The sequence below is a fragment of the Enterobacter cloacae complex sp. ECC445 genome, from assembly GCF_021892025.1.
In the GTDB taxonomy this organism is placed as follows: Bacteria; Pseudomonadota; Gammaproteobacteria; order Enterobacterales; family Enterobacteriaceae; genus Enterobacter; species Enterobacter chengduensis.
Genome location: NZ_JAKLRZ010000023.1, coordinates 64,691 through 78,594, shown reverse-complemented (window position 1 = coordinate 78,594; position 13,904 = coordinate 64,691). Strand labels below are relative to the sequence as shown.

Annotated in this window: 14 protein-coding genes; 11 read left to right on the top strand and 3 right to left on the bottom strand. The window is 56.4% G+C overall.

The features are described from left to right. The first annotated feature begins 73 nt into the window (after window positions 1–73). The 3 genes from gntR (at window position 74) to gntU (ending at window position 3,067) form a co-directional block, all read left to right on the top strand. Window positions 74–1,069, top strand: coding sequence for a gluconate operon transcriptional repressor GntR (gene gntR / locus L6R44_RS17780; RefSeq protein ID WP_021242747.1), 996 nt, complete (start codon window positions 74–76; stop codon window positions 1,067–1,069). A gap of 126 nt (window positions 1,070–1,195) precedes the next feature. After that, window positions 1,196–1,723, top strand: a complete 528-nt coding sequence (gene gntK, locus L6R44_RS17775; RefSeq protein WP_014882134.1) for a gluconokinase — start codon at window positions 1,196–1,198, stop codon at window positions 1,721–1,723. A 3-nt stretch (window positions 1,724–1,726) separates the two neighbouring features. Beyond that, window positions 1,727–3,067, top strand: coding sequence for a gluconate transporter (gene gntU / locus L6R44_RS17770; RefSeq protein ID WP_014833577.1), 1,341 nt, complete (start codon window positions 1,727–1,729; stop codon window positions 3,065–3,067). Window positions 3,068–3,185: 118 nt separating this feature from the next. Here gntU and plsB read toward each other — a convergent pair whose 3' ends face one another. Beyond that, window positions 3,186–5,606, bottom strand: coding sequence for a glycerol-3-phosphate 1-O-acyltransferase PlsB (gene plsB / locus L6R44_RS17765; RefSeq protein ID WP_024906708.1), 2,421 nt, complete (start codon window positions 5,604–5,606; stop codon window positions 3,186–3,188). Between the two features lie 154 nt (window positions 5,607–5,760). Here plsB and L6R44_RS17760 point away from each other — a divergent pair, with 154 nt between their 5' ends. From L6R44_RS17760 to L6R44_RS17745, 4 genes are all read left to right on the top strand, one after another. Further along, the gene (locus L6R44_RS17760) at window positions 5,761–6,129 is read left to right on the top strand and encodes a diacylglycerol kinase (protein ID WP_032644697.1); all 369 of its coding nucleotides are present in this window, start codon (window positions 5,761–5,763) and stop codon (window positions 6,127–6,129) included. A gap of 108 nt (window positions 6,130–6,237) precedes the next feature. Continuing rightward, window positions 6,238–6,846, top strand: a complete 609-nt coding sequence (lexA, locus tag L6R44_RS17755; protein ID WP_032644698.1) for a transcriptional repressor LexA — start codon at window positions 6,238–6,240, stop codon at window positions 6,844–6,846. A 63-nt stretch (window positions 6,847–6,909) separates the two neighbouring features. After that, on the top strand, window positions 6,910–8,247 hold the full coding sequence (gene dinF / locus L6R44_RS17750) for an MATE family efflux transporter DinF (RefSeq protein ID WP_237424963.1): 1,338 nt from the start codon (window positions 6,910–6,912) through the stop codon (window positions 8,245–8,247). 120 nt (window positions 8,248–8,367) lie between these two features. Continuing rightward, entirely contained in the window at window positions 8,368–8,577 is a 210-nt protein-coding gene (locus tag L6R44_RS17745) for a CsbD family protein (RefSeq protein WP_024906712.1), read from the top strand. 47 nt (window positions 8,578–8,624) lie between these two features. On the opposite strand, the gene zur is transcribed toward L6R44_RS17745, so the two are convergent. Beyond that, window positions 8,625–9,137: a zinc uptake transcriptional repressor Zur gene (zur, locus tag L6R44_RS17740; RefSeq protein WP_032644700.1), complete on the bottom strand. Its 513-nt coding sequence runs from the start codon at window positions 9,135–9,137 to the stop codon at window positions 8,625–8,627. 115 nt (window positions 9,138–9,252) lie between these two features. Here zur and L6R44_RS17735 point away from each other — a divergent pair, with 115 nt between their 5' ends. From L6R44_RS17735 to pspG, 4 genes are all read left to right on the top strand, one after another. Further along, complete coding sequence (locus tag L6R44_RS17735; RefSeq protein ID WP_237424962.1) at window positions 9,253–9,741, top strand: cupin domain-containing protein; 489 nt, start codon at window positions 9,253–9,255, stop codon at window positions 9,739–9,741. A 172-nt stretch (window positions 9,742–9,913) separates the two neighbouring features. Further along, window positions 9,914–11,224, top strand: a complete 1,311-nt coding sequence (gene traF, locus L6R44_RS17730; protein WP_237424961.1) for a conjugal transfer protein TraF — start codon at window positions 9,914–9,916, stop codon at window positions 11,222–11,224. 82 nt (window positions 11,225–11,306) lie between these two features. Next, window positions 11,307–12,302 carry a tRNA dihydrouridine(20/20a) synthase DusA gene (gene dusA / locus L6R44_RS17725; protein WP_237424960.1) on the top strand — a complete coding sequence of 332 codons (996 nt, stop codon included), beginning with the start codon at window positions 11,307–11,309 and terminating at the stop codon, window positions 12,300–12,302. 136 nt (window positions 12,303–12,438) lie between these two features. Beyond that, window positions 12,439–12,681, top strand: coding sequence for an envelope stress response protein PspG (gene pspG, locus L6R44_RS17720; protein WP_014882144.1), 243 nt, complete (start codon window positions 12,439–12,441; stop codon window positions 12,679–12,681). A gap of 184 nt (window positions 12,682–12,865) precedes the next feature. Here pspG and L6R44_RS17715 read toward each other — a convergent pair whose 3' ends face one another. Beyond that, a complete protein-coding gene (locus L6R44_RS17715; RefSeq protein ID WP_237424959.1) occupies window positions 12,866–13,849 on the bottom strand; it encodes a quinone oxidoreductase in 984 nt (327 codons plus the stop codon). Between the last annotated feature and the right edge of the window lie 55 nt (window positions 13,850–13,904).

Sequence of the window (13,904 nt, the reverse complement as noted above, 5' to 3'; positions counted from 1 at the left end):
CTTTAAACGGGGAAGGTTGAGCTTTGTCCGTGATAAACTGAGAAAATCTCTCTCTTCAAGATTTCTCAGGACGATGAAAAAGAAACGCCCCGTACTTCAGGATGTCGCCGATCGCGTCGGTGTGACCAAAATGACGGTCAGCCGGTTTTTACGTAACCCGGAACAGGTTTCCGTGGCGTTGCGTGGCAAGATTGCCGCAGCCCTTGATGAACTGGGTTATATCCCCAACCGCGCACCCGATATTCTCTCCAATGCGACCAGCCGCGCGGTGGGCGTTCTACTCCCTTCCTTGACCAACCAGGTTTTCGCCGAAGTATTACGCGGAATCGAAAGCGTCACCGATGCGTTTGGCTACCAGACCATGCTCGCCCACTACGGGTACAAGCCGGAACTGGAAGAGGAACGTCTTGAATCGATGCTTTCCTGGAACATTGACGGCCTGATTTTAACCGAACGAACCCACACTGCCCGCACGCTCAAAATGATTGAAGTGGCCGGTATCCCGGTGGTGGAGCTGATGGACAGCCAGTCGCCGTGCCTCGACATCGCCGTTGGCTTTGATAACTTCGAAGCGGCGCGCCAGATGACGGCGGCCATCATCGCCCGCGGGCATCGTCATATCGCCTACCTGGGTGCGCGTCTTGATGAACGTACTATCATCAAACAGAAGGGATACGAGCAGGCGATGCTCGACGCGAACTTAACCCCGTACAGCGTGATGGTGGAGCAGTCCTCTTCCTACACGTCGGGTATTGAGCTGATGCGTCAGGCGCGACGCGAGTATCCGCAACTGGACGGTATTTTCTGTACCAACGATGACCTTGCGGTCGGCGCGGCGTTTGAATGCCAGCGTCTGGGGCTCAAGATCCCTGATGATATGGCGATCGCCGGTTTCCACGGCCACGACATTGGCCAGGTGATGGAGCCGCGTCTGGCGAGCGTCCTGACCCCGCGTGAACGCATGGGCCGCATTGGCGCAGAACGCCTGCTGGCGCGCATTCGTGGCGAGACGGTGACCCCAAAAATGTTAGATTTAGGTTTCACCTTGTCACCGGGTGGATCTATTTGAACTGACAAATTTGAAGTAGCTCACACTTATTCACTTCGCGCACGTTTGGATATTGCTTCTCTTTTGCCCCGGCAGGACAATGTTACCGATAACTGTTACCCGTAACAATTGACTGAGGGACACCCTTTGAGCACGACTAATCACGATCACCACGTCTACGTCCTGATGGGCGTTTCCGGTAGCGGGAAATCAGCCGTAGCCAGCGAAGTGGCGCATCAACTCCAGGCTGCGTTTCTTGATGGCGACTTCCTCCACCCGCGCAGCAACATCATGAAAATGGCCTCCGGCGAGCCGCTGAACGACGACGACCGCAAGCCGTGGTTGCAGGCGCTGAACGACGCCGCGTTTGCTATGCAGCGCACCAACAAAGTTTCGCTGATCGTCTGCTCCGCGCTGAAAAAAACCTACCGCGACCTGCTGCGCGACGGCAACCCGAACCTCTCTTTCATCTACCTGAAAGGGGACTTCGAGGTCATTGAAAGCCGCCTGAAGGCGCGTAAAGGGCACTTCTTCAAAACCCAGATGCTGGTGACGCAGTTCGACGCGCTGCAGGAGCCGGGTGAAGACGAGAAGGACGTTTTAGTGGTTGATATCGATCAGTCACTGGAGGGTGTTGTTGCCAGCACCATCGAGGTCATCAATAAAAGGCAGTAAGTTTTGAGTACATTAACGTTAGTTTTGACAGCAGTGGGTTCGGTTTTGCTGCTGCTGTTTTTAGTAATGAAGGCGCGTATGCACGCCTTTGTTGCTTTGATGGTGGTGTCTATTGGTGCAGGTCTCTTTTCCGGTATGCCGCTCGACAAGATCGCCGCGACGATGGAAAAAGGTATGGGCGGCACGCTGGGCTTCCTGGCGATTGTGGTCGCGCTCGGCGCGATGTTTGGCAAGATTTTGCACGAGACGGGCGCGGTCGACCAGATTGCCGTCAAGATGCTGAAATCTTTTGGCCACAGCCGCGCGCACTATGCGATTGGCTTGGCGGGCCTGATTTGCGCCCTGCCGCTGTTCTTCGAAGTGGCCGTTGTGCTGCTCATCAGCGTCGCGTTCTCCATGGCGCGCCATACCGGCACTAACCTCGTGAAGCTGGTCATTCCGCTGTTTGCGGGCGTGGCGGCGGCCGCAGCGTTCCTGCTGCCGGGGCCTGCGCCGATGCTGCTGGCATCCCAGATGCACGCCGACTTTGGCTGGATGATCCTGATTGGCCTGTGCGCCGCAATTCCGGGGATGATTATCGCCGGTCCGCTGTGGGGCAACTTCATCAGCCGCTACGTTGAGCTGCACATTCCGGACGACATCACCGAGCCGCACCTTGGCGAAGGCAAAATGCCGTCCTTTGGCTTCAGCCTGTCGCTGATCCTGCTCCCGCTGGTGCTGGTGGGCCTGAAAACCATCGCTGCACGCTTTGTGCCGGTAGGCTCTACCGCGTACGAATGGTTTGAGTTCATCGGTCACCCGTTCACGGCGATCCTGGTGGCGTGTCTGGTGGCGATTTACGGCCTGGCGATGCGTCAGGGGATGCCGAAAGACCGCGTGATGGAGATCTGCGGTGCGGCGCTGCAGCCTGCGGGGATTATCCTGCTGGTGATCGGTGCCGGTGGCGTGTTCAAGCAGGTGCTGGTGGATTCCGGCGTGGGTCCGGCTCTGGGTGAAGCGCTGACCGGGATGGGCCTGCCGATTGCGGTCACCTGCTTCGTGCTGGCTGCGGCGGTGCGTATCATCCAGGGTTCCGCCACCGTGGCGTGTTTAACCGCCGTGGGTCTGGTGATGCCGGTGATTGAACAGCTGAACTACTCCGGTGCCCAGATGGCCGCGCTCTCTATCTGTATCGCGGGCGGTTCGATTGTGGTCTCTCACGTAAACGACGCGGGCTTCTGGCTGTTCGGTAAATTTACCGGCGCTACCGAAGCGCAAACCCTGAAGACCTGGACGCTGATGGAAACCATCCTCGGCACGACGGGTGCGATTGTCGGGATGATTGCTTTCACGCTGCTGAGCTGAATGCGGTGATTTAAGAAGGCTCAAAAATAAGGCCCGGTAGCGTTAACGCTTACCGGGCCTTTATATTATGCGGAATGTCAGGCCGGGTCAGGTGAAACCACCACCCGGCTTTTTTACATCACTCGCCCTGCGTCGCGCTCTCGATCGTCAAGCGCACGTCTGAGGTAATCAGCTCTGCCAGCATCTGGTAAACCTTCAGCGTCTCTTCCGGCTCGGCATCGCCCGTATCGCTGATGAAGCCTTCATCACGCAGCGTCAGCACCAGGGAACTGAAGACCGCTTTGTCGAAGAATTCAGGGGCGTTAATGCCGTGCAGAACGGACAGGCGCTGGGCCAGCGTCCGGCTCTCTTTCTCCAGCGTACCGCGGTTGATAGACGGGTTCGCACTCAGCAGCCAGAACGTGATGGCGTAGCGCTGCAGCGTTTCGCGCGCACCTGCTGCCAGCAGCTGCAGGGTTCGGGAGCGAGACGGATTAATGTGCAGCTCGTCATTCGTAACGGTGATCAGCCCCTGACGACGAAGCTCTTCCGTCAGTTTGTCCAGCTCGCCCGCCAGCTCGTCTTTACTCCAGCGCAGGAACAGCTCCGCTTTCAGCATCGGGTAAAGCGTCTCAACGTGACGCAATAGCTCCTGACGTGAAATACGTCGATGCTGGGTGATGATAGCCGCCATGAGCGACGGCAGCATCAGCATGTGGGTGATGTTGTTGCGGTAGTAGGTCATCAACACTGCCTGCTCGCGCGGCAGAATGATAATGTCGCCGATGGTGTCCTTTTCGACTTCAAACTTGTTCATCTGCAGCGCGTGATCGATAAGCTCGCTGGCGGTAGCAGAAGGCACGGTTGAGTCAACGGAATACGGCACGTTGCGCATCATGTCCAGGTAGCAATCCAGCTGCTCTGTAAGCTGTTCGCGGGTCAGCGAGCGCTGACGCGAAGCCAGCAGCGCCGTACAGCACAGGTTCATGGCGTTAGCCGCACCCGCGTTGTTAATGCGCACCATCAGTTCGGACGCAATGCCGTTGACCGTTGGCGTCAGCCAGGCAGGGCGAATCGCTTCGATAGGATCGATGGACTCGCGCCACTCCGGAACGTGATGGTTCAGGTACGTCATCAGCGGCATCGGTTCGCCGAAGTTAACGTAGCCCTGACCCAGGTTACGCAGCTTGCTCAGGCCGCGCAGCATCTGCGGCAGGCTCTCTTTCTCTTTGGTCGCCCCGCGCAGCTCTTTGGCGTAGGTGCCCACTTCCATTACGTGCTCATAGCCGATGTAAATAGGCACCAGCGTGATCGGACGGGTTCCGCCGCGCAGCATCGCCTGGATGGTCATCGACAGCGTGCCGGTCTTCGGATCGAGCAGACGTCCGGTGCGCGAGCGACCGCCCTCAACGAAGTACTCAACGGAATAGCCGCGGCTAAACAGCTCGCCCAGATACTCGCGGAACACGGTGGAGTAGAGCTTGTTGCCCTTAAAGGTACGACGGATAAAGAACGCGCCCAGGCGGCGGAAGATCGGGCCCGCTGGCCAGAAGTTCAGGTTGATACCGGCTGCGATGTGCGGCGGTACAAGCCCCTGGTGATAGAGCACGTATGAGAGAAGCAGGTAGTCCATGTGGCTGCGGTGGCAGGGGACATAGACAATCTCATGGCCATCATGCGCCAGCTGACGCACGCGCTCGGCGTTGTGAACGTTGATGCCCTGGTAGAGGCGGTTCCACGTAAAGCCGAGAATACGATCGGACAGGCGAATCATCTCGTAAGAGAAGTTCGCGGCAATCTCTTCCATCAGCGCAATGGCGTTCTGCTGGGCTTTCTCATGCGAAATCTTCTTGCTGCGCGCTTCGTCTTCAACGGCGCGGGCAATCGCTTTGGAGGCCAACAGCTTGTTGAACAGATCCTGACGGGCCGGGAGGCGTGGTCCTACTGCCGCCAGGCGCTGACGGGCGAAGTGCATACGCGCTACGCGCGCCAGTTTTTGCGCGATGATTTTGTCGGTGCCGTGCTCGTCCGCCATGCGACGTAGCGAAACCGAAGGGGAGAAGCGCACAAAGCTGTCGCGCCCCAGCCAGGAGACCGCGAAGAACTTCTGGATACCGTTAAGCATGCGCAGCGGCGGATTCTCTTCACCTTTTTCACGGCCCGGACGACGACCAAACATCACCGATACCGGCACCATCTGCACATCCAGATCGGGGTTGCTGCGGTGCAGGTCAAGATAGTCATGGAACAGCTTGATGGACTCTTCTTTCGGCGTGTAATAGGTAAACACGCGCGGTCCACCGTGAATGAACACGTAGCGCGGCAGCAGCGTGCCGTCGACTTCCAGCGGTTCAAGCGGGTCAGGTAAATCATGCGCCAGACACTGGGCGCGAAGCGTCAGTAAGTCTGCCTTCGAGTTATAAGGCAAAACGTACATAATAGGACGCGACGTATCGAGTCCCAATTCCAGCGCGGGTTCTGCTGGGATAGACTTGCTTTTTACCAGGATGCTTAATGGTAAATTAAGTAATTTGTAGTAAATTCGTGGCCAGCCGGACATAAACGATGTAAAGCCTCTGGTTAATAATGCAATTGCGGCGCAAGGATAACAGAAAGCGCGCAAAATTTCTGTTGTTACCCGTCATACTTCAGGCTGTAGCGAAACGCGCTACAGTTCCTGTTACTGACGCTTTTTTTCTTAAAAGGTTCTTTTAATGGCCAATAATACCACTGGGTTAACGCGTATCATTAAAGCCGCCGGCTATTCATGGAAAGGTTTCCGTGCCGCGTGGATCAACGAAGCCGCCTTTCGCCAGGAGGGCGTCGCCGCTATCATCGCGGTGATCATCGCCTGTTTCCTTGATGTAGATGCCGTTACCCGCGTGCTTCTCATCGGTTCCGTACTTCTGGTGATGATAGTGGAAATTCTCAATAGCGCTATTGAGGCCGTGGTCGACCGTATCGGCTCTGACTTCCACGAACTTTCCGGCCGCGCGAAGGATATGGGTTCTGCCGCTGTGCTGCTGGCGATTATCACTGCTGCCATTACCTGGGTCACGCTGCTTTGGTCACATTTCCGATGAGCCTCGAGGAATAATTAAGTCCCTGGTTTTTTGTGCAGTTTTTGATTCCAAAATCACCTTTGACTGTATATACTCACAGCATAACTGTATATACACCCAGGGGGCGGAATGAAAGCGTTAACGACCAGGCAGCAAGAGGTGTTTGATCTCATTCGGGATCATATCGGCCAGACGGGTATGCCACCCACGCGTGCGGAAATCGCGCAGCGTCTGGGCTTCCGTTCTCCAAATGCTGCCGAAGAACACCTGAAAGCGCTGGCGCGTAAGGGCGTGATTGAAATTGTCTCGGGCGCGTCACGCGGTATCCGCCTGCTGGTGGAAGAAGAGACCGGCATTCCGCTGATAGGCCGTGTTGCTGCCGGTGAGCCTTTACTGGCTCAGCAGCATATTGAAGGCCACTATCAGGTCGATCCTGGCATGTTCAAACCGAGCGCTGATTTTCTGCTGCGCGTCAGCGGCATGTCGATGAAAGACATCGGTATCCTCGATGGCGATCTGCTTGCGGTGCATAAAACTCAGGATGTGCGAAACGGCCAGGTGGTTGTGGCGCGCATCGATGACGAAGTGACCGTTAAGCGTCTGAAAAAACAGGGTAACAGCGTACAGTTGCTGCCTGAAAACAGCGAGTTCTCACCCATTTTAGTCGACCTCCGCGAACAGAACTTCTCTATCGAAGGACTGGCGGTTGGGGTGATTCGCAACGGTGAATGGCTGTAACCTCTTCCTGACAGGCTATGGCGCCGCTGTAGCCTGCTTCATTCCCCACTTCCGGTATTTTTCATGTCACTGCTGACGGCATCCGATAAGGCATTGTGGCGTCTTGCACTGCCGATGATTTTCTCCAATATTACCGTGCCTCTGCTTGGGCTGGTTGATACTGCCGTTATCGGCCATCTGGATTCACCGGTTTATCTTGGCGGCGTGGCGATTGGCGCGACGGCAACAAGCTTCCTGTTTATGCTGCTGCTCTTTTTGCGCATGAGCACCACCGGACTCACGGCGCAGGCGTACGGTGCGAAAGATCCGCTGCGCCTGGCGCGCGCGCTGGTCCAGCCGCTGATCCTTGCGCTTGGCGCGGGGGCGTTAATTGTTTTATTGCGTGCGCCCCTCATCGACCTGGCGCTGCATGTTGTTGGCGGCAGCGAGGCGGTGCTGACCCAGGCGCGACGTTTCCTCGAAATCCGCTGGCTCAGCGCCCCCGCCTCGCTGGCCAATCTGGTTCTGCTGGGGTGGCTGCTGGGCGTACAGTACGCCCGCGCCCCGGTGATTTTGCTGGTGGTGGGCAATCTGCTCAACATTGTGCTGGATGTCTGGCTGGTGATGGGCCTGCACATGAACGTGCAGGGCGCGGCGCTGGCGACGGCAATCGCCGAATACGGAACCTTTATTATTGGTCTGTGGATGGTCTGGCGGCTGCTGGCGATGCGCGGGATCTCCCTGGCGCTGCTCAAAACCGCATGGCGTGGCAATATCCGCAAGCTGCTGGCGCTTAACCGGGACATCATGCTGCGCTCGCTGCTGCTTCAGCTCTGTTTCGGCGCGCTAACCGTCTTTGGGGCCCGGCTGGGGCCAGAAATCGTCGCGGTCAACGCGGTATTGATGACGCTTTTGACCTTTACCGCCTACGCGCTGGACGGCTTTGTCTATGCGGTAGAAGCGCATTCCGGGCAGGCGTACGGCGCGCGGGAAAGCGGGCAGCTTCGGGACGTCTGGCGGGCAGCCTGCCGGCAGTCTGGGCTAGTGGCGCTGGCGTTCGGCCTGGTTTACGCCTGCTTTGGCGAGCAGATTGTCGCGTTGCTTACGTCTCTCCCTGCGCTGCGCGAACTGGCGAGCCACTATCTCATCTGGCAAGTCATTTTACCGGTGGTCGGCGTCTGGTGTTATCTGCTGGACGGCATGTTTATTGGCGCAACGCGCGGGGCGGAGATGCGTAACAGCATGGCCGTTGCGGCGGCAGGGTTTGGCCTGACCCTGCTGACGCTCCCCTGGCTGGGCAATCACGGTTTATGGCTGGCGCTGGCGGTGTTTCTCTCTCTGCGAGGCCTGTCGCTGGCCTTTATCTGGCATCGCCACTGGCAAAACAATACCTGGTTCTCCTCCCGCCACGATATATCGTGACGGTTAAAGATTCCGAATATGAAATTAACCGCCGAATCCTTAACTACAATAAATATCACGTCCAGCAGAAAAGAACGTAACGGACGTTACGACCCGACGCTTAACTAAGAGGACACGATGATGAATAAAGACGAAATCGGCGGCAACTGGAAGCAGTTCAAAGGTAAAGCGAAAGAAAAGTGGGGTAAGCTGACCGATGACGATATGACCGTCATTGAAGGTAAACGCGATCAGCTTGTCGGTAAAATTCAGGAACGTTACGGCTATGCGAAAGATCAGGCGGAAAACGAAGTCAAAGACTGGGAAACCCGTAACGACTACCGCTGGTAACGCGAAATAACCCACAGGGCGGCTCTAAGCCGCCTTTTCTTTTGCCGTTAACGCGGCTTTTTCTTCACCAGTATAGAGTGGTCGTGTTGGCACGCATCCTGATGTCGACAGGCTTCCACCTCAACACACGCCGAACACAACCCGTGTGCTTCAATCACATTATGACGCAGGGCAAAGCCCATTCTTGCCGCCAGCGTATGCATAATGTCTTCCACGCCTTCCGCAGCTTCTTCTTTCACCACGCCACAACGGTCGCAGATAAACATAGCGGATGTGTGAGTGGGCTGATCGAAAAGATGACACAGCACGTAGCTGTTTGTGGACTCGACTTTGTGGACAAAACCCTGTTCCAGCAGGAAATCCAGCGCGCGATACACCGTGGGTGGTTTCGCCTGCGGCTCGCTTTCACGGAGCAGATCTAACAGGTCATAGGCGCTGATTGCACCCTGTTGCAGACTCATCAGGCGTAGCACTTCAAGGCGCTGTGGAGTCAGGCGCACATTGCGTTGCGCGCACAGCTTTTCGGCCTGCGCTAACAGCTCTTTTGTGGACTTATCCATGTAGCACCCCGGATGTAATAGGACGGAAAACCCCCACTTTACCATGTTCTGGTAAAAACACCGAGATCCGCCAGTCTGTGCTATACCTGACCCATCGCAAACCGGGAGATTCATAATGAAAAGACCTGACTGTATTCGGCACTGGCGCGACGTGGAAGGCGCGGATGACTCGACCTATCCAGATAGCGATGAGCGGTTTTCTATCGGCGCACCGCTGGCTCGCAAGCTCGGGCTCGGGCGCATCGGCATTCATCATGAGCGGCTACCGCCCGGGCGCAGGACGTCCTACCCGCACGCGGAAAGCGATGAAGAAGAGTTCGTTTACGTGCTCGAAGGTTATCCGGAAGCGTGGATTAATGGCTATTTATGGAAACTTGAACCGGGCGATAGCGTGGGATTTCCTGCCGGAACGGGTGTCTGCCACACCTTTATCAATAACACGGACGACGAGGTGCGGTTGCTGGTCGTTGGCGAGGCCAACAAGAAGCACAATCGCATCTACTATCCGCTTAACCCGGTCTATGCCGCCACCCGCGAGGATCGCTGGGTAGACCACCCACCCCAGTTTTTTGGACCGCATGATGGAAAACCTGGGAAAAAATAATTTCCTCTTCTATAAATATTGAGGGCCGTCACAAAATATAACAGGCCGTAAGGGAGTTTTACTTAGGGACAGAAATAGCGGGTCTTTTACTCCTTATTCACAGCAATAGTTCGTTCCTGTTTGGGTGATAACAGACAGGGGTTATTTCATAACAGACTATAACGGGCATACTGTGAAAAAAAATTTTAAATTTTCGGTGGTTAGCATCGCTGTTTCCTTGTTTATGGCAAATCAGGCGGGAGCAGCCAATACCTGGACAGAAGCGCGTAGTGATGCGATGGGGGGGACGGGCGTTGCCTCCGGGAGCTATGGCAGTGGGGCGTTAATCAACCCCGCGTTGCTGGCAAAGGCAAAACCGGATGATGATGTGACGGTGATTTTGCCGTCCGTTGGGGTACAGGTGACGGATGAAGACAATCTTCAGGATGAGATTGATACCATCAACGACAAAATCAATCACTATAAGGATGTGGTTGATAATCTTACGCCCATAGAAGTCATCACCAATCCGTTAGGTTCGATCAACCAGTTCCAGGGCGCGGCCAAAGATCTGGCCGATGAGCTGGATTTTCTCAAGGGCAAAACCGCACGCGCGACGGCTGGGGCAGGACTTGCCGTGAGCATCCCTAACGATGTGCTTTCCGTCGCCTTTATGGCGAAAGGGTACGCCCATGGCCGGGTGAGCTCGTCTATCGATCAGCAAGATATTGATTATCTGCGCGGTATTCAACGAAGCAATGTGGTGGCAGCCGGTGTTGCCCTGGATGCTGCGCTGAACGGCACGGACCAGATCACTAAAAACCTCAATTCAACGGCGTCTGGCCGGGCGGCGATTGTGTCCGACTATGGCATTGCCGTTGCCCGTCAGTTTGACCTTGGCGGCGTCCCGGTTTCCGTGGGGGTTACGCCAAAGCTGCAAAAAACCTGGGTCTATAACTACACCACCTCAATCTACGATTACGACAGCAACAAGTGGAACGACAGCCGCTACCGCACTGACGATACGGGCTTCAACGTCGATGCCGGTATTGCGGCTGATTTCGGCGAACACTGGACGGTCGGCGTGAGCGGTCAAAACCTGATGTCGCGCGATATCGACACCAAAGATGTCCGCATCCGCAACGGCCGTACGGGAGAAGTGGTGAGCTATAAAGACACCTACCAGATCCGTCCGCTGGTCACCGCCGGTGCCGCCTGGCACAACGATCTGGTGACGCTGACCGCAGATGGCGATCTGACGGAAACCAAAGGCTTCAAGAGCGAAGATACGTCGCAGTATGTTGGCGTCGGTGCCGAGGTAACGCCGCTGAGCTGGCTGGCGGTGCGTGCAGGCTATCGCGCGGACGTGAAGGGGAACGACAGCAACGTCTTTACCGGCGGTGTTGGCTTCGCGCCGTTTAATACCGTGCATGTTGACCTGATGGGCCTGTACGGTGAAGACGAAACCTGGGGCGCCGGGGCTCAGCTGAGCATGACGTTCTAAAGTCTACCGGAGGCGCTGCGCCTCCGGCTTTTCTTTGTGCTATAGTAGCGCCCCTTTTCCACCAGATGCTTAAAACTTCGCCATGTCGTCAGAATTACAGACCGCTTTCCCTGCACACCGTTTCTCCATTGCGCCGATGCTCGACTGGACGGACAGACACTGCCGCTATTTCCTGCGCCAGCTCTCCCGCCATACGCTGCTCTACACCGAAATGGTGACCACGGGCGCAATCATCCACGGGAAGGGCGACTATCTGGCCTATAGCGAAGAGGAGCATCCGGTAGCCCTGCAGCTGGGCGGCAGCGATCCGGCCGCGCTGGCGCAGTGCGCGAAGCTGGCGGAAGCGCGCGGCTATGACGAGATTAACCTCAACGTTGGCTGCCCGTCCGACCGCGTGCAAAACGGCATGTTTGGCGCATGCCTGATGGGCAACGCGCAGCTGGTGGCGGACTGTATCAAGGCGATGCGCGATGTTGTTTCCATTCCGGTGACGGTCAAAACCCGTATCGGCATTGACGACCAGGACAGCTACGAGTTCCTGTGCGATTTCATCAACACGGTGTCCGGCAAAGGCGAATGCGAGATGTTTATCATCCACGCCCGTAAAGCCTGGCTCTCTGGCCTCAGTCCGAAAGAGAACCGTGAGATCCCACCGCTGGACTATCCGCGCGTGTATCAGCTAAAGCGTGACTTCCCGCACCTGACGATGTCGATCAACGGCGGCATTAAGTCGCTGGAAGAGGCCAAAGCGCATCTGGTACATATGGATGGCGTGATGGTCGGACGCGAGGCGTATCAGAACCCGGGCATTCTGGCGACGGTCGATCGCGAAATCTTTGGCGTTGAAGGCGCAGACACCGATCCGGTTGCCGTCGTGCGCGCCATGTACCCTTACATTGAGCGCGAGCTGAGCAACGGCACGTATCTCGGCCACATTACCCGCCATATGTTGGGCCTGTTCCAGGGCATTCCTGGTGCGCGGCAGTGGCGTCGTTACCTCAGTGAAAATGCGCATAAAGCCGGTGCCGATATTGAGGTTCTGGAACATGCGCTGCGACTGGTCGCAGATAAGCGATAACTTTCGCTAAAAGTTCGTCAAATTCACCACGCCCTGCCTGTTATGGCGGGGCGTTTTGCTTTCATAACAATGGGTTAAGTTTGGCATGATTCTTGTATTACGAACTGTATCACTCGGGAACTCGTGGGAGATCGCCATGCTGGAACTACTTTTTGTGATTGGCTTTTTTGTCATGCTGTTAGCGACAGGCGTTTCGCTGCTCGGCATTCTGGCTGCGCTTGTCGTGGCGACGGTGGTGATGTTTATCGGCGGGCTGTTTGCCCTGACCATTAAGCTGCTGCCATGGCTGCTGCTGGCCATTGCGGTGGTGTGGGCGATACGGGCGATTAAATCGCCAAAACTGCCGACTTATCAGCGCAATAACCGCTTCCGTTACTAAGGTATTGAGGGGTTCGTCACATACTTGTAACTTTCCCGGCAGCATGGCTTAGAACAGAATAGGATTTACTTATCGAATCTGTCACTATGGCTGCCTCTACAGAATTCATCGTGCTGTACCCTACATACAGCCGAACTAAAAAAAGAAAGGGCTTCCTACGGGAAGCCCAATTTCTTTTTGGGGCTTAGGGAATCAGCAGGCTCGATCCCTGGGTCGCCCGACTCTCCAGCACCTCATGCGCGCGCTGCGCATCGGTCAGCGCATATTTCTGCGCGTCGGCTACGTCCACCTTAACTACGCCGCTGGCGATCAGCGAAAACAGCTCGTTGCTGGCTTCCTCGAGTTCTTCCCGGCTGGTGATGTAACCCTGCAGGGAAGGGCGCGTCACGTAGAGTGAGCCCTTTTGGTTCAGAATACCCAAGTTAACGCCCGTCACCGCGCCAGACGCGTTCCCGAAGCTTACCATCAGCCCGCGACGCTGCAGGCAGTCCAGTGACGCTTCCCAGGTATCTTTGCCCACCGAGTCATACACCACGCGCACTTTTTGACCGTGCGTGATCTCCTTCAGCCGCTCAACGATGCTCTCTTCACGATAGTTAATCACCTGCCAGGCACCCGCCTGCAGCGCGCGCTGCGCTTTTTGGGCGTTGCCCACGGTGCCGATCAGCTTCGCGCCCAGGGCTTTTGCCCACTGACAGGCGATGAGCCCGACGCCTCCCGCCGCGGCATGAAACAGGAACTGCTCGTCGGGTTTAATTTCATAGGTTTTGCGCAGCAGGTAGTAAACCGTCAAACCCTTCAGAAACGACGCCGCCGCCTGTTCAAAGGAGATAGCGTTGGGCAGCAGGGCGGCTTTATCCGCCGGAACGTTGTGGACGGAGCTGTAAGCGCCCAGCGCAGATTGCGCATACACCACGCGGTCGCCCTCTTTAATATGCTTCACCGCGCTGCCCACTTTAATGACGACACCGGCCGCTTCGGTACCCAGGCCGCTCGGCATTGACGGAGGCGGGTAGAGACCGCCGCGAATGTAGGTGTCGATGTAGTTTATGCCGATGGCTTTGTTTTCAACCTGGATTTCATTCTCGCCGGGCGCGGCAGGGGTAAACTCCACCGCTTTCAGTACGTCCGGACCGCCGTGTTTCTGGAACTCAATGCGCGTTGCCATGCTCCCTCCGTAAGAAAAATATGGTAATCTTTCGACCCACTCTTTATCTCGGTAA